Annotated in this window: 23 protein-coding genes; 9 read left to right on the top strand and 14 right to left on the bottom strand. The window is 47.3% G+C overall.

The window, feature by feature from the left end; all coding sequences use genetic code 11:
- Positions 1-67: 67 nt before the first annotated feature.
- Positions 68-2,062, bottom strand: coding sequence for a methyl-accepting chemotaxis protein (locus VV1_RS22735; protein WP_011082486.1), 1,995 nt, complete (start codon positions 2,060-2,062; stop codon positions 68-70).
- A 440-nt stretch (positions 2,063-2,502) separates the two neighbouring features.
- On the bottom strand, positions 2,503-4,026 hold the full coding sequence (locus tag VV1_RS22740) for a DUF3612 domain-containing protein (protein ID WP_011082487.1): 1,524 nt from the start codon (positions 4,024-4,026) through the stop codon (positions 2,503-2,505).
- Positions 4,027-4,208: 182 nt separating this feature from the next.
- On the opposite strand from VV1_RS22740, the gene VV1_RS22745 reads away from it, so the two are divergent.
- Positions 4,209-4,781: an aldolase/citrate lyase/malate synthase family protein gene (locus tag VV1_RS22745; protein ID WP_015727639.1), complete on the top strand. Its 573-nt coding sequence runs from the start codon at positions 4,209-4,211 to the stop codon at positions 4,779-4,781.
- A 159-nt stretch (positions 4,782-4,940) separates the two neighbouring features.
- Here VV1_RS22745 and VV1_RS22750 read toward each other — a convergent pair whose 3' ends face one another.
- Positions 4,941-5,957: a GGDEF domain-containing protein gene (locus tag VV1_RS22750; RefSeq protein WP_011082489.1), complete on the bottom strand. Its 1,017-nt coding sequence runs from the start codon at positions 5,955-5,957 to the stop codon at positions 4,941-4,943.
- Between the two features lie 409 nt (positions 5,958-6,366).
- Positions 6,367-7,509 (bottom strand): peptide-methionine (R)-S-oxide reductase MsrB, encoded by a 1,143-nt coding sequence (gene msrB / locus VV1_RS22755; RefSeq protein ID WP_011082490.1) that lies wholly within the window; start codon positions 7,507-7,509, stop codon positions 6,367-6,369.
- A 147-nt stretch (positions 7,510-7,656) separates the two neighbouring features.
- On the opposite strand from msrB, the gene VV1_RS22760 reads away from it, so the two are divergent.
- Together VV1_RS22760 and VV1_RS22765 are read left to right on the top strand one after the other, a co-directional pair.
- Positions 7,657-8,055 (top strand): OsmC family protein, encoded by a 399-nt coding sequence (locus VV1_RS22760; protein ID WP_011082491.1) that lies wholly within the window; start codon positions 7,657-7,659, stop codon positions 8,053-8,055.
- A gap of 123 nt (positions 8,056-8,178) precedes the next feature.
- Positions 8,179-8,727: a sugar O-acetyltransferase gene (locus VV1_RS22765; RefSeq protein ID WP_011082492.1), complete on the top strand. Its 549-nt coding sequence runs from the start codon at positions 8,179-8,181 to the stop codon at positions 8,725-8,727.
- A gap of 57 nt (positions 8,728-8,784) precedes the next feature.
- Here VV1_RS22765 and VV1_RS22770 read toward each other — a convergent pair whose 3' ends face one another.
- The 3 genes from VV1_RS22770 to VV1_RS22780 are packed head-to-tail and all read right to left on the bottom strand — an operon-like array spanning position 8,785 to position 10,806.
- The gene (locus VV1_RS22770) at positions 8,785-9,471 is read right to left on the bottom strand and encodes a helix-turn-helix transcriptional regulator (protein WP_011082493.1); all 687 of its coding nucleotides are present in this window, start codon (positions 9,469-9,471) and stop codon (positions 8,785-8,787) included.
- 44 nt (positions 9,472-9,515) lie between these two features.
- The gene (locus tag VV1_RS22775; protein ID WP_011082494.1) at positions 9,516-9,830 is read right to left on the bottom strand and encodes a hypothetical protein; all 315 of its coding nucleotides are present in this window, start codon (positions 9,828-9,830) and stop codon (positions 9,516-9,518) included.
- A gap of 52 nt (positions 9,831-9,882) precedes the next feature.
- On the bottom strand, positions 9,883-10,806 hold the full coding sequence (locus tag VV1_RS22780; RefSeq protein ID WP_011082495.1) for a LysR family transcriptional regulator: 924 nt from the start codon (positions 10,804-10,806) through the stop codon (positions 9,883-9,885).
- Positions 10,807-10,931: 125 nt separating this feature from the next.
- On the opposite strand from VV1_RS22780, the gene yjjG reads away from it, so the two are divergent.
- Positions 10,932-11,606, top strand: coding sequence for a pyrimidine 5'-nucleotidase (gene yjjG, locus VV1_RS22785; protein WP_011082496.1), 675 nt, complete (start codon positions 10,932-10,934; stop codon positions 11,604-11,606).
- Between the two features lie 2 nt (positions 11,607-11,608).
- Here the strand turns inward: yjjG and VV1_RS22790 are convergent, their stop codons facing one another.
- The gene (locus VV1_RS22790) at positions 11,609-12,535 is read right to left on the bottom strand and encodes an AraC family transcriptional regulator (RefSeq protein WP_011151840.1); all 927 of its coding nucleotides are present in this window, start codon (positions 12,533-12,535) and stop codon (positions 11,609-11,611) included.
- A 113-nt stretch (positions 12,536-12,648) separates the two neighbouring features.
- Between VV1_RS22790 and nrtS the strand changes: the two genes are divergently transcribed.
- Both nrtS and VV1_RS22800 read left to right on the top strand, forming a co-directional pair.
- Positions 12,649-12,921 (top strand): nitrate/nitrite transporter NrtS, encoded by a 273-nt coding sequence (nrtS, locus tag VV1_RS22795; RefSeq protein WP_011082498.1) that lies wholly within the window; start codon positions 12,649-12,651, stop codon positions 12,919-12,921.
- Positions 12,922-12,925: 4 nt separating this feature from the next.
- A complete protein-coding gene (locus VV1_RS22800) occupies positions 12,926-13,828 on the top strand; it encodes a methyl-accepting chemotaxis protein (RefSeq protein WP_011082499.1) in 903 nt (300 codons plus the stop codon).
- 35 nt (positions 13,829-13,863) lie between these two features.
- Here VV1_RS22800 and VV1_RS22805 read toward each other — a convergent pair whose 3' ends face one another.
- Positions 13,864-14,589 carry a lipoate--protein ligase family protein gene (locus tag VV1_RS22805; protein WP_011082500.1) on the bottom strand — a complete coding sequence of 242 codons (726 nt, stop codon included), beginning with the start codon at positions 14,587-14,589 and terminating at the stop codon, positions 13,864-13,866.
- A 55-nt stretch (positions 14,590-14,644) separates the two neighbouring features.
- Complete coding sequence (locus VV1_RS22810) at positions 14,645-15,799, bottom strand: aminotransferase-like domain-containing protein (RefSeq protein ID WP_011082501.1); 1,155 nt, start codon at positions 15,797-15,799, stop codon at positions 14,645-14,647.
- 113 nt (positions 15,800-15,912) lie between these two features.
- Here VV1_RS22810 and VV1_RS22815 point away from each other — a divergent pair, with 113 nt between their 5' ends.
- Positions 15,913-16,782 carry an AraC family transcriptional regulator gene (locus VV1_RS22815; RefSeq protein ID WP_086016975.1) on the top strand — a complete coding sequence of 290 codons (870 nt, stop codon included), beginning with the start codon at positions 15,913-15,915 and terminating at the stop codon, positions 16,780-16,782.
- A 73-nt stretch (positions 16,783-16,855) separates the two neighbouring features.
- Here VV1_RS22815 and phnX read toward each other — a convergent pair whose 3' ends face one another.
- The 3 genes from phnX to phnW form a co-directional block, all read right to left on the bottom strand.
- Positions 16,856-17,671 carry a phosphonoacetaldehyde hydrolase gene (gene phnX, locus VV1_RS22820; RefSeq protein ID WP_011082503.1) on the bottom strand — a complete coding sequence of 272 codons (816 nt, stop codon included), beginning with the start codon at positions 17,669-17,671 and terminating at the stop codon, positions 16,856-16,858.
- An 89-nt stretch (positions 17,672-17,760) separates the two neighbouring features.
- The gene (locus VV1_RS22825; RefSeq protein WP_011082504.1) at positions 17,761-19,140 is read right to left on the bottom strand and encodes an aspartate aminotransferase family protein; all 1,380 of its coding nucleotides are present in this window, start codon (positions 19,138-19,140) and stop codon (positions 17,761-17,763) included.
- Positions 19,141-19,166: 26 nt separating this feature from the next.
- On the bottom strand, positions 19,167-20,270 hold the full coding sequence (gene phnW, locus VV1_RS22830) for a 2-aminoethylphosphonate--pyruvate transaminase (protein ID WP_043921229.1): 1,104 nt from the start codon (positions 20,268-20,270) through the stop codon (positions 19,167-19,169).
- A gap of 268 nt (positions 20,271-20,538) precedes the next feature.
- Between phnW and VV1_RS22835 the strand changes: the two genes are divergently transcribed.
- Entirely contained in the window at positions 20,539-21,549 is a 1,011-nt protein-coding gene (locus VV1_RS22835) for a putative 2-aminoethylphosphonate ABC transporter substrate-binding protein (protein ID WP_011082506.1), read from the top strand.
- Between the two features lie 850 nt (positions 21,550-22,399).
- On the opposite strand, the gene VV1_RS24795 is transcribed toward VV1_RS22835, so the two are convergent.
- Positions 22,400-22,606, bottom strand: coding sequence for a hypothetical protein (locus VV1_RS24795; protein WP_011082508.1), 207 nt, complete (start codon positions 22,604-22,606; stop codon positions 22,400-22,402).
- Positions 22,607-22,744: 138 nt separating this feature from the next.
- On the opposite strand from VV1_RS24795, the gene VV1_RS22845 reads away from it, so the two are divergent.
- Entirely contained in the window at positions 22,745-23,851 is a 1,107-nt protein-coding gene (locus VV1_RS22845; protein ID WP_011082509.1) for a putative 2-aminoethylphosphonate ABC transporter ATP-binding protein, read from the top strand.
- The last annotated feature ends 6 nt before the right edge of the window (positions 23,852-23,857 follow it).

Consider the following 23,857-nt stretch of genomic DNA (forward strand, 5'->3'; position numbering starts at 1 on the left):
AAAATAACAAAGGCCCAACAGGGCCTTTGTTATTTTTGTACAGCGGTGCTGTGTTCGTCCAGAGAGACTAGAGTTTAAATTCGTGAAGTTTACCTTGGACTCGATGCACTTCTGCTTGGTAACCGTTGACGATTTCGTTGAGGTTGTTCGCATGGCTACCGGTGCGATGTGCAATATCGGCCAAAACATCGACATCTTTGTCGATCGCCTCACTGGCTTTAGACTGCTCAATGGTGGCGTTGGCAATACTACTGATGTGTTGATTGACCTGCTCGATAGCCGATTCCAGCTTTTCGACACTCTGTTTCACGACATCGACAGAATGGAAAGTTTCATCACTGGCCTGTTTGCTCTTCGCCATGTTATCCACCGCAGATTTGGTGTTGTCACGAATTTTATCCAGCAGTTTACTGATGCTCTCTGTTGCTTCTTGGCTACGCTGAGCAAGATCTCTGACTTCAGATGAGACAACCGCGAAACCACGGCCATGTTCACCTGCTCGGGCGGCTTCAATCGCAGCATTGAGCGCCAAGAGGTTGGTTTGTTCGGATACGGCGTTGATGGTCGCGACGATTTGCCCAATGCTTTGTGTATCGCTTTCCAACTCATGCATGCAATGCTGCGTGGCGTCGATTTGCGCTAGCAAGCTTTTTACCGAATTAAATGAAAGTGTACTTTGGCTTTGGCACTCCAATACTTGCTGGTTCATATTGTCTGTGTCTTCGGTTGCACGCTCGGCTGAGTGGGCAATTTCAACGCTGGATTGAGAAAGTTCGGTCATTGCGGTGGCGATATTGTCACATTTTGCGATGGTTTCTTGGCCGCTTGAGTCGAGTTCTCCGGAAGTTGCGATGATTTGGTTTAGACGTTCTGTGCTGTGATCATTGGTCTCTTTGACATCTTGAATCAAATGACGAATCGCGTGGTTGAGTTGGTTAATGCTCGCCGCAATAGAGGCAATTTCGTCACGGCCCGTTTGGTCAAGATCGACGGAGAGATCGCAACGTTTAGCCATCTCAGACAACTTGTTTGTTAAGGAGCCAACGCGGCTTCTCAAATTGGTGACGGTCGCGATAACGATCCACGCAAACAGGAAAGAAAGCACAGCGGCGCCGATGGTGAGAACATTACGGGTCATGATGGCACTGGCCGCGCGTTGTTCTGAAAGGGTGTTCATTTCACCTTGTAACAGATTGCGGACTTGATTAATCAAGGTAATGCGTTCTGTTGCGAGTTTAAACCATTCTTGTGACGTTGGACCGTTGATGGCATCGAGCTGCTCAGATTGAGACAGGAAGCTCTTTTGGATGCTTTCCACTTGCTGCCAAACTTGGTTGCGCTCTTGGTTTTGCAGCTGTTGCTTGAATTGTGGGGGAAGCTCAAGCATAGCGCTGCGCTTCGCATAGTCACCGGAGCTGATGTAGCCTTGGATATTGGCATACAGAACCGGGGTTGCTTGGCCGCGTGCAAACACACCGTTAAGTGCGCCGCGTACCTGACCTGCTCGCTCCTTCATTATGATGATCGATACAAGAGATTCGCCAAGTGCACCAAGCTGGTAGTTACCCACTTGTGACAGCATTAAGCGGCTGTTATCGATCGCCAGTTGATTGAGGTTGGAGTAATAACCGAATGGCGCAATGGTTGGTGCAAGTTTGTCGACTCCGGCTCGGACGTTGTTCAGTTGGCTTAGTTGCTGAGTGATGTCGCTGACCAACATATTGACGAAGGTACTATTTAGCAACTCGGGTTTGTAGCTGCGCAACGCGGCGATCGCTTGGTCTGCTTTTCCTCTTTGCTGCCCTAAGGCGGCGACTTGGTCTGGATTGCCTTTGCTGCCTAACACACCAGCGGTGAGTCCCCGTTCTACCGCTAAATTATGGGCTAGGTTGTCAAACAAGATCACCATCTGAATAGCTTCTCTGTCCACTTCTGACATCTTAGCCTGACGATTGAAATCAAGGATGGTATTGCCAGCTAAGAAAATGGAAATCAGTAAAGGAACTCCAGCCACAATACTCACGATGATATAGAGTTGGAACCGACGTAAAAGCGAATGCATAAAACCTCTCTAAGTCATACGAATCTGCGACGTACGACACGCTTACATTAAGAATTTCTAAACAAGTATAGAGTGAGATCACGCGCATGATGGATGGTAAAGTGAGATAACGTTGAGTGAATCACACAAATTTTAATCGGATTTATATCAAGCGTTTAAAACGTAACCACAGAGAATAATGCGTTATTGATAATGAAATTGTTAGCATATTGGTCTGCGGTTGCATTATGCAAATGCAATATGCAATTTTGTGTGTATAAATACGTCGATTTGATACGGAATTCGTGATTTTATGCCCATATTAAACTTGGCACGTATTCTGCTTTAGTTAAGGTGACCCTTATTAAGCCGAGGGTCACCTAGCCAACTGACGTTGTTAGTGAATAATGACTTGTTCACACATATATACGGCCAAACACCTGATTGTGTTTGGCCTTTTTTTATTCCTCTTCAGAACATTTGGCATAACAGCTTGGCTGCCTTGGACAGACAGCGCCACGAGAACAAATAAGACGAGCAGGGGCTTCGATTCCTCGTTCAATCCATTTGATGTTCAATATTTTTGCGATGGTCTTGAGGTCTTTTCGCATGTGGAAAGGAATCTCAGCACTTCCGCCTTGTTTGACACATAGGCGTTTCAGTTCTTCCGCAATCTCGAGTGCATCGCCACCTTGGGCATTAATCGCAGGGTTAAGGTCGATGCCGGCGCACAACACCCGGTTATTGCCTGCAGGGTCCATCACGTTAATGGATTCACAGCAATATAGCCTTGGCTCATTGCCCACGTTTAAGATGGAAAGTTGTGCAGAACTGCCATTACGTGGTTCAGATAGGCGGCGAAATACCGCCCAATGCTGGCATGGATCGTTAACCGTTCGCATGTTTCCCCAAGGCAGAGGGATGCCATTGCCACGATAAACCGCTTTTAACTTGCCCGGGCCATAAGCGTCAAAATAGTGCCAGTGAGGGTAGGGTGACACCACCGTCATACGTCGCATGGCGACGGAAGGTGACACGCCCGCTTTCTGATGCACATCGATTTCGTAACCTGAGCGATCAAGCAATTGGCGGAAAGGCACTTTAGGACAAAGGAGTGCCCCAGCAAAAAAACTGGATTCAAAATCTCGCCAAGCTTGCAGAATGTCTTGTGAATTGAGCTCAGAGGTCGGGTTGAAATCGTCATTCTGATCCCAGTTATTTTGGTGACCGATGGAGAGCACGTTTTTCACGTTGTCTGAGCTGTGCAAAATTCGATGACCAATGTACACCGCCAAGTCGTATTTCAAGCGGGTTGGGTACTCTTTCATCAGATTGTTGAGGTAGATAGTGCCCGGTGGCTCCATAAAAGAGGTGACGAGTTGCTTGGCGTTAACGCCAAGTTCGTCCACCACATCTTTCGGCGTGCGATTGATCCAACGGATGTCCAAGCCAAGGCTTTTCGCTATGTCGATAAGATCTTCTGCCGATAAATTGAGGCGTTTCTTGCCAACCTCTTCCGCGGCTCTTTCCAAATCTGGGAAATGGTTTTGATTGGCTTCTTGGTGAGCACGGATTAATAAGTGGGCAAATTGGCGTCCTGTAATGCCCGTTTGTGACAGCATTTCGGGAATGGCGATTTGTAAAATGTCGTTGGAGAAAAGAAAGCTGGGCTCTAACGCCATCCCATTTAAGCCACCACGATTGCCTTTGTTGGGGGTAATCGCTTCTAGCTCGGGTTCATCGTCGAGAAACCAAGCGGGATCTTTTTGAAAAACTTCAGCAATCACTTCTAGCATATCGATGCTTGGAACGCGTTTTCCCCGTTCGATCATTGATAGGTAGGAAACCGAAGGCGCGTATTCAGGGTTAATACGGATACAGCGCGCAGAAAGGTCTTCCATTGTTAAGTGGTTATTTTTCCGCAAATTTCTAATTTTTGTCCCCAGAAAATGCGATTGGCGAATCAAGCTTTTTGACACAGACATTTTGTAAAATTCACACTGTAAAATTTTTGTTGTGAAATTGTAGTAAAAAATTCGCTAGTCTACATACTAAGAGAGCAAGGAAAAGAACCTTCAACTTCACAAATTTGCTTGCAACTAAAACGTAAGTTTGAAGTATGTGCTCTAAAACAAAATTGTTGTGTGTTATCCAAGAGGACAAGACGATGAATATGCTGACATTCGATAAAAATGAAAACCAACAACAACGCCCATTTATCGCTGAAGCTGTATTTGCCGTCGAAGCGGTAAATTCTAATCAGCAAGATGAAAAACAACAAAAAGCGAAACAGCTTCTCGACAGAATGTTTCCGCTAGAATCTGGCTCACATCAAGACGTAACCAGCTATGTGATCGATTATCGCCACCTGATGGCATATTTTGCAGATGGTTCCCACAGTGGCCTTCAAGCACCCAAACATTTTGTCGCTTTCACCGGTGAGAAAGAAGATCCTTGCTCTATCTTGCTACGCGATGAATCAGGCAGTCACATTGAAGTGATGCTGGGTTGCCACAAAGGTACAGGAAGTGTGGAACTTGTCGATATCGATGATATTCAATTGGAAACGCGCACGACCTTTAGCCCTGAATTAACGGGTGATGCACCAACGGCAATGCGTCATTGGATCAGTCTAGTGAAAGGCGATGTGAATGGTAAGCCAATGGCAAGCAGTGAAGATAAAGAATATACCGCGAAAAGTGGTGAAGATTATGTACTGAGTTACTGCTATAGCATCTAAATAAACACACAACTCAAGCCCCGAGCATCTCTGTTGATTCTCGGGGCTTTGTTGTTTGTGTTGACGTTGTTTGTTGGCCGTTATCGCTTTTGAGCGCTCAGCATGCAGTATGCCTTTCTGCGGGGACTCGAAGTCTTCTCGCTGCTTTTTTTGCTGTCTTTACAGTGGCATTACGCGGTTACGACCAAGTTGCTTCGCTTCATAAAGCAGTTTGTCTGCACGTTCGATCAACGATTCTGCGGTTTCGTCTGGCTTCAACTCGGCAACACCAAATGAAGCACTGATGTTTTCCACTTGCTGGCCAGAGCGTTTATCTTTGACTTTCAGTTTTTCGATAGTGCGGCGCAGTGACTCAGCGTATTGACGAGCAATGCGCAGAGATTTATTAGGCACAATCAACGCAAACTCTTCTCCACCAAATCGATACGCTGCAATGCCTTCACGGCAACTTGTTTGCAGTCGTTTGGCAATCGCGCGAATCACCGAATCGCCAAACAGGTGGCCATAGTTGTCGTTGAAGGTTTTAAAATGATCGATGTCGAGCAAGATAAGGCTTAGGTTTTGCTGGGCATTCACGAGTGCCTTGAGATCACTATCGAACGCGCGGCGATTGTAAAGCGTGGATAATCCATCAAAGAGAGCGTCTCTTTGCACTTCCGCTAACTGCTCTTTCAAGCGAGAGATTTCGTTGCTCGCGTTATTGAGTTGGCTAGTGAGGAAACGGGTGGAGTGGCGGATCTCGCGTGACTCTGTCACCAGTTCACGTATAACGCCCATCACTTCTTCAATGCTCAAGCCTTCATCTTCGACTTTCTCTAACTTGCTGAAATTTTTATCAACGAGGGTCGAAAAAGAGGAAGTGTCCGCGATGGTATCCGTCATGGAGCTCGCAACCTCGAGCAACAACACTTCAATGTTGCTTCTCAGGTCCTTCATGCTGGTTTCCGCTTTGCTTGCTACGTAGTTGTTGTAGAGCTGCTCGTTAGTCGCGGGTGGGCAGATACCGTAGTTTTCTAAAACGGTATCCATTTCCTGGTTGAGTTGAGGAATGGTGTTGTCCACGTAGGTATACCAAAGGGCATAGTTTGCGGGTGTGGCAGCTACGTGATTCTTAATCATCAAAGGTACCGCTTTTTTCAAATTAGCGGTGGATTTCTTAAAGTCGTCGCTTGTCATTCTAATTATGCTTTTAACGAGAGCTAACAATCATATAGCTAAGAGTAGCGGAACAATGATTGTAGTGCTTTAATTTTTATCATTTTTGAGCAGGAATTATTAAAAAAAACCATGCAGCAATCAATATCTTTAATGACTGGTATGCGATCTATTGAATTGTAATTTGAAAGGGAAGTGTTCCGCAGGGAAGTGAGAAAGATGGTGTTGAAACAACTGCCTTACCTCTCGCGGAACAAATTTTGGGGGAATAAATGTGCAACAGAGTGAATTGCAATGGATGGAACCTTAAACCAGATAATTTGTAAAATCCAGTTTGAAATCACAGTTTGTAGGTATGAGACGAATTGAAAAGAAAATGAGGGACACAAAATGTGCCCCTCATTGGAGAATAAACAGAAAACCGACCTTGTTATTGGAACAGGGTTAAATACTCGCCGTAACCCATTTTCTCCATTTGAGCCACAGGAATGAATTTCATGGCCGCTGAATTCATACAATAACGCAATCCGGTTGGTGCGGGTCCATCGTCAAAGACATGGCCTAAGTGCGAATCCGCAAACTTGCTTCGCACTTCTGTGCGTGGGTAAAGCAGTTTGTAGTCGGTTTTGGTGACAATGTAAGCCGAGCTAATCGGTTTGGTAAAACTTGGCCAACCTGTACCGGATTTATACTTGTCCGTTGAAGAAAAGAGTGGCTCACCAGAGACAATATCGACATAGATACCCGCCTCTTTGTTATCCCAATATTCGTTGTTAAAGGGTCTTTCAGTGCCTTCTTTCTGTGTGACGTAATATTGTAAATCTGTTAGTTGTGCTTTGATCTCTTTGTCTGATGGGCGCGAGTAGGTTTTGGCGTTTTTCGTCAGTGCCTTCTCATCAATCAACTGACGCAGTGTTTTGGGTTGCTCAATGCGATCATCACCAAAGACTTTATCGAGATACTGGTCACGACCAGAGGCGTGGCGGTAATACTTGTATTTCAAGCTACTTTTTTTGTAGTAGTCCTGATGGTATTGCTCCGCGGGATAAAACGCTGTGTACTCAATCAATTCCGTTTTAATTGGTTTTGGGTAGATCTTCGCCTCATCGACTTCTTTAAGAAACCGCTCCGCAATCTGTTTTTGCTCGGCAGTATGATAAAAAATAGCGGGGCGATATTGTGGACCTCGATCGACAAATGAGCCTTTATCGTCGGTAGGGTCAATATGGCGTAGGAAGTAATCTAACACCGCTTCATAGCTGACAACGTTGGGATCGTAGCGGAATTGAATTACTTCAATGTGACCCGTTTTACCCGAGGAGACTTGTCGATAAGTCGGATTCGCCATCTCGCCACCCGAATAACCAGACACCACATCATACACCCCATTCAGTTTTTCAAGGTCTGATTCAGTACACCAGAAACAACCACCAGCTAACGTTGCTACTGGCAAGGATGCCAAGTTTGGTGCGGTTTTGTCCATGGTATCGGCAACGCCGACTTTGGCGAGCAGAGTGAACATAAGTGGCAGCGCAATGGCTGCGGAAATGAGTAATTTGCTGAGTTTTTTCATTACTACCTCAATGGAACTTATTGAGAACATACGTAACAAGAAAGGCCAAAGGACAAAAAAATTTCCTAGAAATGCAATTTTCCGTTGCTATCCGGTTTTAGCTGGCTAGAGTAGAGCCACTAATGGTCAATGTTGAGAATAGAAGCCATGCAAGCAGAAGTTAAGTGGGTAGAAGATTTTAAATTTTTGGGTACCTCGCAGTCAGGACATTCCGTTGTTATGGACGGAAATGGTGGTGCAACGGCGCCAAGCCCTATGGAAATGGTGCTAATGGCTGCGGGTGGTTGTAGCTCTGTTGATGTGGTAGACGGCCTGAAGACGGCAGGTCAAAAAGTGAGTTCTGTGAACGCAAAACTGACCACTGAACGTCGTGAAACCGCTCCACGTATTTTTACCGCAGTGAACATCCATTTCGTCGTTTCGGGTGAACAGCTTGATGAAGCGATCGTGGCAAAAGTGACGGCGGATTCTCTCGAAAAATATTGTTCTGTGTGCTTGATGCTCGGTGCCGGTGTCGAAATGAGCCACAGCTGGGAAATCGTTTAAATCCAAACGACCCAAATAACTCGTTAAAGCGGAAGAGAAAAGTGAAGGCTTTTCTCTTTTTTCTTTTTGACTTCTGGTTAGGATGGATGAGTATTTTTCGTCACTTAGGATGAGGTGTATCCGATGACTGAATTTGAAAAAATGAATTCCGGGCAAATCTTTGATGGCGCGGATGCGGAAATTGATGCGATTCGCAATCGTGCTGCGGTGTTATTGAAAGAGATCAACGCAGCAACGGAAACAGAACAACGCATCGCACTGCAAAAACAGCTCTTTGCCAGCATGGGCAACAGTTATATCCAGCCACCATTTATGTGTGAATTTGGCAAAACCATCTCTATTGGTGAGGAAACGTTCATCAACATGAATGTTGTGATGCTGGATGGGGCGCACATTACGATCGGCAGCCACGTGTTAATTGGCCCGAGTTGCCAGTTTTATACCGCTTCTCATTCCCTTGATTACCGAAGCCGCCGCCAGTGGGAAACCTTCTGCAAACCGATTGTTGTAGAAGATGATGTTTGGATTGGTGGAAATTGCGTTATCAATCAGGGGGTCACTATTGGAGCTCGTTCTGTCATCGCTGCAAATTCGGTCGTCAATCATGATGTCCCACCAGACTGCTTGTATGGGGGCACCCCAGCGAAACTGATTCGACGGTTAGACAAGTAGCGCGAACAGTTTGCTAAGGACTTTGATACGGAAAACGCTCATGCTGCTTGTTCGCTATCAATCCGTTGGTTCGTATGGCGCTAGATAATGCTTGAGCGATTTGCTTGCGGTTGTTTCAAACTCTTCATCGTGCATACGTATTGCTTGGATTCGGTCTAGGCGAAACTGACGGTAATCTTGGCGAAGTTCGCACCAGGCGACCAGTGTCCAAACCTTGCCCCAGAAGAACTGTCCAAGAGGTTGGATTTTACGTTCAGTGGTTTGGCCGTTTTCATCTTGATAATCGAGGCTGACTTTAAAGTGATGTTCAATCGCGTGTCGCAGCAGTTGCCCGCGCTTTGCGGTTTCTGAATGGGTATGAAACTCCGGCACAATGAGAGGAAAATCTTCCACTTGCTGTTTGAGCTTATCCGGCAGGACCGAAAGAATCTTGATGGAAGCGGAGCGCGACGCGTCGGCCAATTCTGCATCTGACCAAGCTCGTACCATTCGCATACCAAGTTCCAGTGCCATCATCTCTTTTTCAGTAAACATCAGCGGTGGCAGGTGAGAACCACTTTGGAGTAAGTAGCCAACGCCCGCTTCTCCTTGAATGGGAACACCAGAGTGAATCAGTGACTGAATGTCACGATAAATCGTCCGCTCGCTCACTTCCATTGTTTCGGCAAGTTGCTTGGCGGTGACTGCGTAACGCTTTGAGCGTAATAGGGTGAGCAGTTCAAATAGTCGTTCCGATTTACTCATGGTGTTCCTAAATTAAACAAGCTGGGTTAAGTGATGCTGGTCGATTACTGAGTGCTGCATGAACTCATTTTGATCAACTGATGCTGCATCACTAATGATGGCTGTTCGATCAATCCCATCAATGGTTGGCAATCAGGGCAAGCCATAAATTGTTCACCGGCATTCTTGGCATCGTCCATTGTTTGCCAGTAAACAATGTCTGTCCAACGATTCGTGGTGCTGTCGTGACTTAGCGAGCGATAAAGAAAACCGGGCAGAGTGGCGATAAACCGATGGCTTTGTTCTGTCGCTGTAACGATGTCCTGCTCTGTTGCCCCTTCCACTAACGTGTAGCTTACTAACTCGATAACTTGTTCCATGAGAGATTCTCCTGTTGTGTGATAGTCGAACTCACATTACCTCTCTTCGCTGTCAGAACGTGTCAGTAGCCGAATCCCAGTACGGTGCATCACTGCCCAGCTTTTCGTTGAGGAAGTCGATAAACATCCTAACTTTCAATGGCATGTGTTTGCGTTCTGGAAAAACAGCGTAGAGAAAATGTTGTGGCAACTGATACTCTGGCATGAGGGTGACGAGTTTTCTGTCACGTAACTCTTTGCCGATGATAAATGTCGGCATTTGCGCAATGCCAATGCCGGCAAGCAGTGCTCTTCGGATGGCTTCACTGTTGTTGACGATAAAATTGCCCTTAGGCAGAACTTTATATTCGTTACCTTGATTGAGAAAAAGCCACTCGTTACCACCGCGAAAATAGCTGTAGCGCAAGCAATTGTGCTGAGCGAGATCGGCAGGTTTGCTCGGTGAACCCATGCGAGAAACATAGTCTGGCGAGGCACACAACACGGTGCGGCATGGCGCTAGACGCTTTGCGATAAGGTTCGAATCAGGAAGGTGACCAATACGAATGCCGAGATCAAAGCGGCCAGCCACGAGGTCGACCATCTGATCTTCCAACTGCAAATCGACTTCGACCTTAGGATAACGGCTCAAAAATTCACTGATCAGCGGGGCAACATGAAGCACACCAAAAGTCATCGGGGCGGTGATTTTAAGTCTTCCTCGTGGTTCACCTTGCAGTTCGGTAACGGCATCAACCCCTTGTCTGGCCAGATTGAGTGCTTGCGCCGCGTACTCGTAGTAACGTTCTCCCGCCTCCGTTAAGCTCAGCTTTCGAGTGGTACGATTCAACAAGCGGCTACCGAGTTTATCTTCGAGATGATTGATGCGTTTACTAACGGCGGATTTGGTTAAATGGAGCTGTTTGGCAGCAGAGGAAAAGCTACCGCATTCAACAACCGAGACAAAAATCGGCAAATCGGAGAATTGGCTATGCATAGGGCTCGTGATGAAAATGAGATTGTTGCCACTAAGGATACAATGTTTTTCTCTTTGTGGTGATTATCTTAAATAGAAAAACAATCTAAACTAGCGAAAAATGAGTTGGTTGTGGAAGTAAAACAATGAAATACGAATGGATCTGGTTTGATGCAGACGAAACCCTTTTTCACTTTGATGCCTTTAAAGGCATGCAATTGATGTTTGCCCGTAAAGGGGTGGATTTCACGCAAGAGGACTTTCAAGAGTATCAAACCGTCAACAAGCCACTTTGGGTAGACTACCAAGATGGCAAGATCACCGCAGAAGAGATCAAGCATCGACGTTTTGCTGATTGGGCGAAAAGACTCGACACCACGACTTTAGAGCTTAACTCTGCGTTTCTCGATGCCATGGCCGATATTTGTACTTTGCTGCCAGGTGCGCGAGAACTAATGGAAGCACTGCACGGCAAAGTGAAGATGGGCATCATTACCAATGGTTTTACTGAATTGCAGGCAGTACGTTTAGAGCGCACCGGAATGAGCGCCTATTTCGACAAAGTGGTGATCTCAGAACAGGTGGGCGTTGCCAAACCGGATCTCGCCATTTTTGACCACGCGCTGCAAGTGGCAGGATTACCATGCAAAAGCAAAATTCTGATGGTGGGCGACAACCTTCACTCTGACATTCTCGGCGGGCTGAATTTTGGTATTGAAACCTGTTGGTTGCAACATCCAGGTAGTCAGCCTGATGTAAAGATTGCTCCTCACTACACCGTGACGTCACTGTCAGAGCTGAAGGCCATTCTTCAAGCGTAAGATCAAGCTTCTTTCCGAGCTTTACCGGGGCTAATAAGAAACGCTTTCTTAAAGGCCCTTGAAAAAGCCGCTTCCGAGCGATAACCCACCGATTCGGCGACTAAAGCTATGCTGTCTCCAGCCTTAATTTGGCTCCATGCAAGCTGCATGCGCCACCAGGTCAAATACTCGATGACCGTTGAACCACTGATCTGACGAAACGTGTTCGCGAGTGCGCTGCGCGACATAGCGCAGTGCTTGGCGAGAGATTCTAATGTCCAGTCATGCTGTGGCTGTTGATGAACCGCAGAAATGACATGACGCAGCTTGGGGTGGGCGTACAAAGAGAGCAGCCCCACTTGTTCGGGATGCGAGTACAAGTAAGCCCTTAACGCGTTGATAAACAGCAGTTCGGCAAGCCTGCCGATGATCACATCCGACCCAGTCCCGTCTTGATAACTTTCAGCAAGAATCATCGACATGATTGGTGTCAGCCATTTTTCACTTTCTTCTGCTTTGATGACGAAAACACAAGGCAAGGCTTGCAAAATGCCATGAATGCCAATGTGTTGAAACTCGACTTTAGCGCACAATAATCCGGTGGCGTTTGGATCTTGGCATTGCGCATAGCTGAGATGCTGCTGCTCGCCACTCAATGGCGTAATGGGGGCGAGGCTATGGTTGAGCTCTTTGGGGAAAATGACCAAGTCACCTGTGTTCAAGGTTTCTTGCATTACGTCAGGAACATCTAAACGACAGTCGCCTTTGGTCACCATATGGAAACTGGTGTGGGTGGCTTCGTCTTTGTTTATTACCCAGTTTCCACACACTTGGGCATTGTGATACACCTCAACGTCCAACCGCATATGTTGAATTAAATGAGAAAAGGGCTCCAAATTGTACTCCTGAGCATAATTTGTGGACGAGAAAGCATTCATCGTACAGAACAATTCCTTTACTGTTAACCCCGTTAAAACGAATTATTCCTGCATTTGCTGGTGGTAACTCCAAGGCAATCACACAAATTAAAGCACGATAAAACAACAGGGAGCTGACCTTTGCCATGCCAACTTCAGAATTGAAATCGACAAGCAGAAAAACAACGTTGAGTGACTTTATCTCGACCGCGAAAACCCCTTCAATTTTGAAACGCTCCATCAAGGTGGCGGCGATTGTCGGTACGGTACTGATGATGATCAATCACGGTGATGCATTGTTTGCGGGTCAGGTCGAAAGTGAGCGTGTGCTAAAAATTTTGCTGACTTATATGGTGCCATTTTGTGTTTCTACCCAAGCCAGCGTGAGTGCAACATTGGCCATGCGAAAGAGTACGTAACTGAATGAAATTTAGACTATTCCAAAAGAAATTAGAGCAAGAGCAGATCATCATTGATCGCTCACGACTAGCAGAATTAGAAGCAACCGAAGCACGCTATCAGCAGTTTGTCCAAGATAATCCCTTGGCTTATGCGCAGCAAATTGTCACCAACGCGAGCAATGTGAATAAGGCGTCTGCCAATCGCATGACTTCTATTACGGAAAGCTCAGAGCTGGTGGGGTATTTCATTGAGCAATCTAACGATATTGAACGTTTGTCGGCAGATTCTTATCGCTCGGCAACGCAAACGGCAGACACTGCGTCACACGCCATTTTGAAGTTGCATAGTGTCATGGAACAAATTCATGATTCGAAAGTGCAGATTTGTGAATTTACCAAGCTGTTGAATTCGCTAGAGCAAAACAACCAAAATATCGGAAAATTGGTGGACTCCATCAAAGGTATTGCAGCACAAACCAACTTGTTGGCACTGAATGCGGCGATTGAGGCAGCACGCGCTGGTGAGCATGGACGAGGCTTTGCGGTAGTCGCAGACGAAGTGCGCTCTTTGGCTAACACAGCAACGGAATCTGCTGACAGCATTAGCTTTGAGATGAAATCCATCATGGATATTTCTGCTCAGGTGATGGAAAAGCAGAAGGAAGTGGAGCAAGTCATCCACTACAGTGCAGAAATTGCAGAAAAAACCGTTAGCGATATGGAAAGCTTGGTGCAGATGTCCAGCGAAAGCCAACGCTCGGTGGCGAATGTGATTGAGAGTGTGCAAAAGCAGCTATCAGATTCACATACGATTCAAAGTAATATGCATCGTTTGGTCGAAGACACCAGAACGGCGTTATCCTTGTCGGGTTCTAACCATGAACTGGCGAAGCAAATTACTCAAGCACTGATTGACGTAAAATAATTTCCCCAACGGCGCAGGGACGCGCACTCCATCTCTCAGGATTTCACTTGTTTGACAAACGCATCCGATAAGGATTGAAACAAGCGGTCAATCGACGGTCTTTGCTCAATGTGTTGATACAACGGCGTATGCACATCGGCAAGGATCTCCGCATTATGATTGCTCAGCTGGTTACATAATTGCACGGGTTTGACTATCTCGGCCATATCGGCATCGATCAATAAACACGCTTGAGCAAGGATGATTTGTCCTCCTGATTTTTTCAGCAGCACACGTTGTGCAGTACCCACAATTTTTTGCCCAGCAATGTTGAGATTGTAGTCACCATCACAATAAGAACCCGGTGTGGCATGAACATCAGCCTCTAAGCCATATTGCTGAAAAAAGCCGCACAGAGTTTCACACAGTTTCAGATAGGCTGAGCGGATGTCATAAGCTTGATCTTGCGGCCAGTGGTAAAGGTGCGAGAGGTTAATAATGCCCGGCACCTGTGGCACAGGCGCTCCACCGGTTTTTCGTGCCGTCAGTTTCCAGCCAAGCTTAGCCAATTCAGCGCGCAAATGTTCGGTTTGTGGCCATTTATTACCCGCGGGTAGCACAAGCGTGGGGTGCTTTACTTGCCAGAGCAACAGCACTTGATCGAGTTCACCAGCCTGTACCTGCTTGATCAATGCCTCTTCCCGCTGGAACAGCGTTTCTGCATCGATACTGAGATAGCGAATTAATCGGTTTTTTGTAGCCACAATGTTCCTCACACCCATTACGACGACGATGAAAAAACCGCCCGTAGGCGGTTTAGTCTCGAGCTTTCTGTTCTTAAACCAAGGCCAGTTTAAGACCTTCCGCCAATCGCGTCACGGCTTCTTTCAACTGTTCTGGCGTGGCATTGGTGAAGTTGAGACGCAGCGCAGCTTGCGCTTTTTGTCCCGCAGGGTAAAACACCGGGCTAGGGACCACTGCAACACCATTGCCGAGTAGTGACTTAGCCAGTGCGAACGTATCGCACTCTGGTAGCGTTACCCACACAAACATACCGCCATCGACCGATTTCAACTGGCAGTTTTCAGGCAACTGCGTTTGCAACGCCTCTGCCAATACTTGGTAACGAGATTGGTAAAGCGTGCGGATTTTTTCCATATGCTCTGGGAATTTTTCATGCTCCAGCAAACCAAGCAGTAGGGCTTGCATCGGCACGCTGGAATGAAGATCGGCCCCTTGCTTTACTTTGATCAACGGTTCTAGGTAGCTGACTTTGCCTGTCACGATACCAATGCGTAGGCCCGGAGAGGCGATCTTTGAAAACGAACGAAGCACAATAGAATCTTGCGGACAGAAATCGGAAACCAGCGGCAGTGCTTCACCTTGGAAGCGAAGCTCACGGTATGGCGCATCTTCAATGAATGCCACTTTGTGTTCGATACACAGTTTGGCGACCTGTTTGCGCGTTTCGAGTGACCAACACACGCCCGTTGGGTTGTGAAAATCAGGTACGGCGTAGAACATTTTTGGCGAATGTTGCTTAAAACACGCTTCAAGTTCGTCAAGATTGGGCCCTGCTTCGGTTTGAGAAACAGTGACAATGTTCGCACTGACAAGGCCAAACACTTGCATCGCACCAAGATAGCTTGGCGCTTCCATCACCACAGTGTCGCCCGGGTTAATATAAGCGCGAGCGATGAGGTCGAGCCCTTGCTGTGAACCGGTACACGCCATTGCCATGTGCGTTTCAGGCAGCGACATGTAGGTTTTTAGAAAGTTAAGCAGCGGGGCGTAACCCGCCGTGGCACCGTATTGGAATACTTGCGGCATTTCCGAGAGTTTTTCCAATGTCGGTTTCATTAACTCGATCGGGAAAGTCTGCTCATCAGGCAAACCACCCGCAAGAGAAATGACACTAGGATCGCTCGCAGCAGCGAGGATTTCGCGAATATAGGACGATTGAATTTGTTGTAACGAACGAGCGATTTCCATTGTGTTTCCTGTCTGTCTTTTATTTTGTTTATTCGACTGATAGTACATGGGGTTGAGTTTTGTGAAATGTCCATTTATGCTCTTGAATATGTCCATTTATGCTATTTTCGTTGATGAGCCAGCAGCACATATCCCGTATCAATGACGTTCTTTACTTCATTCATCAAGACATCAGTCGCGAACTGTCTGCCAAAGCACTGGCCGATGTGGCTGCTTACTCTGAGCAGCATTTTCATCGTGTGTTTAAACAGGTGGTTGGGGAGTCCATTCATCAATATATTCGGCGCACTAGAATGGAGTACGCAGCCAATCAATTGATGTTTGATACGCGCTCGTCGGTACTCGATATTGCCAACAAATGTGGCTTTAGCTCGGTCTCCTCGTTTAGCCGAGCGTTCAAAGCGACGTTCTCAATGGCGCCCGGAGAGTGGCGTTATCACGATTTACACATCTCCGACAAACCCTATTTGAAGGATCCCGAGGTGGCTGCGGGTTATCATCGTGTGGCGAAACGTACCTTACCCGAACCGAAAATTACCGAAGTGCCTGAGCGGATGGCGGCGTATGTTCGCCATGTGGGGTATAACCGATCCATCAAAAATGCGTGGCTGATCCTCAAAGCGTGGGCAAATAGTGAAGGGCGCTCATTTGAGGTGCAATTTGGCTTGCACCATTCCAATCCAGCGTGGGTTGAGTTGGATAAGTGCCGTTATGTGGCGTGTATCGCGATAGATAAGCCTTTGAAATATCGGGGAGTGGTGAATCAAATGGTGATTCCAGGTGGTTTGCACGCGGTGTTTCGTCTGCATGGGGTGTATGGTGAATTGCTACCTCAAATTAGCATGGTACTGGAAAAATGGCTGCCAGCCTCCGGTTTCAAACTGCGCTCAACGCCCGCTTATGTACACTATCACAGCAATCATTTTGTCAATGAAAGTGAAGCGTTCGAGCTGGACTTTTATCTGCCTATCAGTTTTTTCTGAGGCGCTTTTCTGAGGACTGGTTCGCCGCGTGTTGTCCACGCGGCGCTCGTTTATTGTGCCGTGATTTTAATCGCTATGGACGCTCACCTGCCGCTAGGCGACGTTCGATATCTGCAACCACTTCAGGGAAGTCAGCAATGGTGTCGATAAGGTAGTGCGGCGAGCTCTTGAGCAATTTTGCGCGTGCTTTTTCACGAGCTTTCTCTAAGGTTGCTTCGTCTGCGGCTTGGTATTCTTCAAATGTCAGACCCGCTTCGTTACCAGAAAGCAGCAGACCCACCGTCCACATGCCCGCATTGTGACCTTCAAAGATGCCTGGTGCTGAATCGTCCACTTTGACGCATGCTTTAACGTCGCTTACACCAAGCTCAATCACGTTTTTCAGTGCCATAAACGGCGCAGGGCGACCGCCTTGTGGCAGATCGTCTGTCGCGACAACATAATCTGGTTGGTAGCCGTAATCCGCTGCCACTGGAATCAGTACGTCCATCACTTCACGAGGGTAACCAGAACAAGAACCGATCTTGATGCCTTTATCTTTTAGACCGTTCACAACTTCAATCGCATTGAGAATTGGCTCTGCGTGGTCAGCCACTTTTGCTTTTTGCAAAGGCATAAATGCTGCGTAGATAGCATCGATGTCTTCGCTGATCATTGAGCGACCAAACTTCTCATTCCAACGCTTATCAACAGCAGGAATACGACCCACAGCTTGGATGTGATCCCACTTACCAAGCCCCATTGGTTCGCGCGCTTCTTCAAGGTCGATTTCGAAATCAAAGCCTTGTTTGAACGCTTCCACAAAGATGCTGGTTGGCGCAAAAGAGCCAAAATCGACGATAGTGCCAGCCCAGTCAAAGATCACTGCTTGAATTGGTGATTTGTTCATGTTCAATCCTTTTTCTTGCTTGCCAGAGCGCTGCCTACACATTGGAACCGCGCTCAGGATAAATTGGTTTTTGTTGAGGTCTATTGACCCTAAAAGTAGTTAAAGTCTTTGCACACTTTGGCGATCGCTTCTTCGAAGATCGCCAACGCTTCTGTCAGTTGTTCGCGAGTGATGATCAGCGGTGGGCTGAGTTGAATCACATTGCCTTGTGATACCTTGAAGCTCACGCCATTGTTGAGGCATTGGTACAACACAGCTTCCGCTTCGTCATACGCGCGTGCTTTGCTTTCGTGGTCAGTGACCAACTCAATGCCCCATAACATGCCGATGCCACGCACATCACCAATTACTGGGTATTTGGCTTTCATCTCTAGCAGCTTTTCACGCATGAACTGGCTGTCGACTTTGACTTTATCTAGCAAGCCCTCTTGCTCAATGGCTTCCATGGTTGCCAGCGCGGCAGCACAACCGATAGGGCTTTTCTCATGAGTGTAATGACCCATTGAGATTTGCTCGGCGGTGTTGTATTTGTCTTTGGTTACCATGGCTGCGATAGGCACTAAGCCTCCGCCCAAGCCTTTACCGATGCAGAGCATATCTGGCTCGATATCGTAGGCTTGGTAGGTAAACCATTCTCCGCTGCGACCCATGCCATTCGGGATGTCGTCGATGATCAACATGACATTGTGTTTGTCACAGATTTCTCGAATGCGTTTCCAGTAGGCTTTGCTCGGCACTTGTACGTCGGTATTACGAACTGCTTCTGCGATAAACGCGCCCACGCCGCCTTCTTTCTCAATCACGTATTCGAGGTAATCGGCGTAATGTACGTCGCTGCCGTCCGCGACTGGGAAAGCACCACGGTAAGATACGGCTGGTGGGATGCGCTCAACACCTGCCATTAATGGTCCCATACCTTGGCGGAAACACGCTTCGCCGCCCACTGAGATGGCATCCAACGATGCGCCGTGGAAGGAATCCCACAGAGACACCACCTTGTAGTTGCCCGTGATGTGGCGCGCTAGTTTAAGTGCCATGCCAACCGCAGATGTGCCACCCGGAGCAAACAGCACGCGATTCAATTCGCCGCCACAGATTTGGGTGAGTTTTTCGGCACATTCAATCGCAGTTTCATTGGTAAAACGACGTGGTGAAAACGGCAGTTTGGCAATTTGCTCTTGCACACGGTTAATCACATGCGGATGACCATAGCCTAGCTGATGGACGTTATTGCCATGAAAGTCCATGTACTTTTTGCCGGTGGCATCTTGGATGTAGATGCCTTCCGCTGCTTCCAAGGTATCTAAGCAAGGCGTCGACATGGCTTGATGAAGAAAGACCTCCGAATCACGCTTCAATAATGCTTGCGTGCTTTCGTCGTCCATCGAGGCATTCCAAGCTTGGCGCGCCGGTGTCGTGTTGACATCGCCTTCACTACGAAAATGGGTCGGTTTGATGTTCTGAGTCATAGCGCTCTCTCAATCAGAAGGCTGCTTTAAGCAACTTGCCAGTACATTGCTTTTTCAATCGCACCGATTAAGCGCTCGATATCTGCTGGGTAAACTTCACCAATGTTGCCGATACGGAAGCAATCTGCGTTCGATACTTTACCCGGATAAATTACAAAACCTTGCTCTTTCAAACGCGTGTAGAACGCTTTGAATTGGTAATCACTGTGTGTTGGAGAGTAGAAAGAAGTGATGATTGGCGAGTGAAGCTCATCATTCAGTAGCGGTTCGAAACCCAAAGAGCGCATACCTGCAACCAGTGTTTTCTGGTTAGTTTGGTAACGGTTGTGACGAGCTTCAATGCCGCCTTCTTGTTCGAGTTCTAACAATGCTTGGTAGAAAGCGCGAACCGTGTGCGTAGGAGACGTAAAACGCCATTTGCCGTGGTTCACTTCCATGCAGTGCCACTGGTCGTAAAGATCAAGGCTCAAAGAACGTGCCTGACCTTGGCACTTTTCGAGTTCCGTTTGCTTCGCAATCACAAAGCCAAAGCCCGGCACGCCTTGAATACATTTGTTTGCAGAGCTGATCATAAAATCGATGCCCAATTCTGCGATATCGATAGGAATGCCACCAAAGCTCGACATGGCATCGAGAATCACCACTTTACCGTGCGCTTTAGCGACAGAAGCAAAGGCCTCAATTGGATTAAGCATGCCAGTGGTTGTCTCACAGTGAACAATTGCCACGTGCGTGATAGCAGGATCCGATGCCAATGCAGTTTCCACCTCGTTCAAGTGTGGCTGTGATGTTTCGCCTGGGGAAACAACATGGCATGGAATATTTAAGTAATCAGCGATCTGAGCGATACGCGCACCGTAAGCACCGTTGTCGACTACCAACAACTTTCCCTCTTTGGCAATTGCGCTGCCAATCGTTGCTTCTACTGATGCGGTGCCGCTACCTTGCATGAGTACGCTGGTGTAGCCGTCTTGTTGAGTGGCTAACTTCACTAGCTTAGTGCGGATCACTTCTACGATGTCTTTGTTGTATTCATCATCCCAAGTACACCAGTCTTTCAGCATGGCTTCGCGTACGGTTTCAGAAGTAGATAGAGGACCTGGAGTCAGTAGTAGGTATTCGTTTTTCATCTCGATTTCCATCAGAATAATTTAATTGGTCTACACCAGAAATTGAGTTCACTCTAACAAGGATGAAAAAGGGTCGTAAATAGCCATTCAGTGAATTTCATAAAACTTTAATATCCAAAATTTCACCGATCAGTTGGTCGCCTATTTATCGATAATTTTCTCAAAACTGCCATTTAATGGTCATGATTTCGTCACAAAGGCTCAGTAGGGTGGTTATCGTCAACTGGTACAGACCAAAATGAAAACTTAGCCAAATTAACTGGAGAAAATGATGAAAAACCGTTTGATGAAAGGATCGCTGGCTGCGCTTGTCTCTCTGCTTGCTACCAATGCAATGGCTGCACAGGAAGTGACGGTTTACACCGCTTTCGAAACTGACATTCTTGCTAAATACAAGTCTGCGTTTGAGAAAGACAACCCAGATATCAAGATTAAGTGGGTTCGTGATTCAACAGGTATCATGACGGCGAAATTGCTGGCAGAAAAGAACAACCCTCAAGCGGAAGTGGTTTGGGGTCTTGCTGGCTCGTCAATGGCACTGCTTAAAGATGAAGGTCTTCTTAAGCCTTACACACCAAAAGGTTTGGAAGAGCTGCACGCGAACCTAAACGACCCCCAATCAAACCAAGCTTGGTTTGGTAACGATGCGTTCTTTAACGCAGTTTGTTTCAACGAAGCGGTAGCGAAACAACTTAACCTACCGAAACCAACGTCTTGGGAAGACCTAACGAAGCCAGTTTACAAAGGTCACATTGCAATGCCTAACCCAGCTTCTTCAGGCACGGGTTACATGCAGGTGTCTGCTTGGCTACAAAACATGGGTGAAGATCAGGCATGGAACTACATGCGTGACCTAGACAAAAACATTGCACACTACACGCACTCGGGTTCTAAGCCATGTGTTCAAGCGGGTATGGGTGAAGTGGCTATCGGTATTTCGATGGCGAGCCGCGGCGCGAAGCTGAAAACACAAGGTGCACCACTTGCGGTTATCACACCTAAAGGCATTGGCTGGGAATCAGAAGCGGTTGGCCTAGTGAAAGAGTCGGATGCAGCGAAGCGCGTTGTCGACTGGTCAATCTCGAAAGCGGCGAACGAGCTTTACGTGGAAATGTACCCAGTGGTGGGGCACAAAGATGTGAAAGCGACCGTGTCTAACTTCCCGAACGTTCAAGAAAATATGGCGAAGATGGACTTCGCGCAAATGGGTAGCAAGCGTGCAGAAATTCTAGCGGCATGGTCTGAGAAGTTTGACGCGAAATCAGAGCCAAAGTCTTAATTGAATTTGCTTTGAGTTGAATGCTGAAATCCACCTCGGTTGAGGTGGATTTTTTTGTCTGCGGCGCCAAGGCGAGGCTGTTTTTTTATCGTGTCGACGCTTTAGGTTCGATGCCATTCGTTTTACGGGGGCTCGCGGCGGAATGGATTCCGGATAGCTCGCTCAGGCTCGTCCGGAATGACGTGCTTTTTGATTATGGAAGTGTCGTGCTTTAAGTGTCATTCCCGATAGTGACGAAGGAGCGTGATCGGGAAACCATGGTATTTGCTTGGTGTTGGGGTGAATTTTCATCTCGATAGAAATGGATTTTTTTGTCTTCGGCACCAAGGCGAGGCTGTTTTTATCGTGTCGACGCTTTAGGCTCGATGCCATTCGTTTTACGGGTGCTCGCGGCGGAATGGATTCCGGATAGCTCGCTCAGGCTCGTCCGGAATGACGTGCTTTTTGATTATGGAAGTGTCGCGCTTTAAGTGTCATTCCCGATAGTGACGAAGGAGCGTGGTCGGGAAACCATGGTATTTTCTGGCGCGAATGCGAAAGTTCACCACGATAGAAATGGATTGTTTGTTATAGGCACCAAGGCAAGGTTGTCTTTTATCGTTTCGACGCTTTAGGTTCGATGCCATTCGTTTTGCGGGTGCTCGCGGCGGAATGGATTCCGGATAGCTCGCTCAGGCTCGTCCGGAATGACGAGTTCTTTGATAATGGAAGTGTCGCGCCTAAGTGTCATTCCCGATAGCGACGAAGGAGCGTGGTCGGGAAACCATGGCATTTGCTTGGTGTTGGGGCGAATTTTTCCCTCGATAGAAATAGATTTTTTTGTTTTCTGCGCCAAGGCGAGGCTGTTTTTTTATCGATTCGACGCTTTAGGTGCGATGTCATCCGTTTTACGAAGAACGCGGCGGAATGGATTCCAGATAGCTCGCTCAGGCTCGTCTGGAATGACGAGTTCTTTGATAATGGAAGTGTCGCGCCTAAGTGTCATTCCCGATAGCGACGAAGGAGCGTGATCGGGAAACCATGGTATTTGCTTGGTGTTGGGGCTTAAGTTGGCCATAGTATCTTTAACGATGAGTCTTGTTAGGTCGACGCGGTGATCTCACTTCATCTATTTGTCATCTTCTGGCTATAAATTTGTCATTGGAACGTAACACTCTAAAACTAAATTTGGTATATACCATTTGGAGTGTGTGTTATGTCAACTAACCAACCTTACCTAAATATTGAAAATGTTGTGAAGCAATTCGGTCAGTTCACGGCATTAAAGAATATCTCGCTGGCGATACAAAAAGGCGAATTCGTTTGTTTCTTGGGCCCTTCTGGCTGCGGTAAAACCACTTTATTACGAGCCATCGCTGGTTTAGACCTACCAACGTCTGGTGCGATTTTTCAAAACGGTCAAGAAACCACATTCCTACCACCAGAGAAGCGCGATTTTGGCATCGTATTCCAATCTTATGCGCTGTTTCCGAATCTAACTGTGCAAGAGAACATTGCGGTGGGTTTGAAGAACCAAGGCATGTCGACCAAAGAAGCGTTAGAGACTGTGGAGATGTGGCTTGAGACCATTGGCCTGCCAACTTCTGGTGAGAAGTTCCCGAACCAGCTTTCCGGTGGGCAGCAGCAGCGTGTTGCTTTGGCCCGCGCGTTGGCGTTGTCTCCAGGTCTACTGTTACTCGATGAGCCTTTGTCGGCGCTGGATGCAAAAGTGCGCGTTCACTTGCGTAATGAAATTTGCAAGCTGCAACGCAAGCTCGGCATCACCACCATTATGGTTACACACGATCAGGACGAAGCCCTGTCGATGGCCGATCGCATCGTGGTGATGAACCATGGGGTGATTGAGCAAGTCGGCACACCTCAAGAGATCTACCAACAACCAGCAACGCGCTTTGTCGCTGAGTTTGTCGGCAGCATGAACTTTATTGAAACCTCCGTCGCAACGGATTCCCAAGTGCGCATTGCTGAGACCTTGATGCCAGCGCCAAGCCTGACCAATCGTAAGATCCAACGTGGCGACCGATTCGATCTGGCTGTGCGTCCTGAAAGCATCAAGTTCGTTGAAAACTACAACAACTCTTTACCGGTACGTGTTACCGCAACCGAGTTTCTGGGGGCGTTTTTCCGCATTGATTGTGTATTGCAAAACGACAGCGCAAGCCAAACCATCGTTGTGGATGTGCCTGTAGAAACAGTGCAGAAACTTACTATCAAGGCGGGCGATGTACGTTACATCCAGTTTGCGGAAGAAGGGTTACATGGTTACGCCGTGCCTTCGGTTGATAAAGCGCTAGCGGCGTAGGTGTAA

It is taken from the genome of Vibrio vulnificus CMCP6 (assembly GCF_000039765.1).
Lineage (GTDB): Bacteria > Pseudomonadota > Gammaproteobacteria > Enterobacterales > Vibrionaceae > Vibrio > Vibrio vulnificus_B.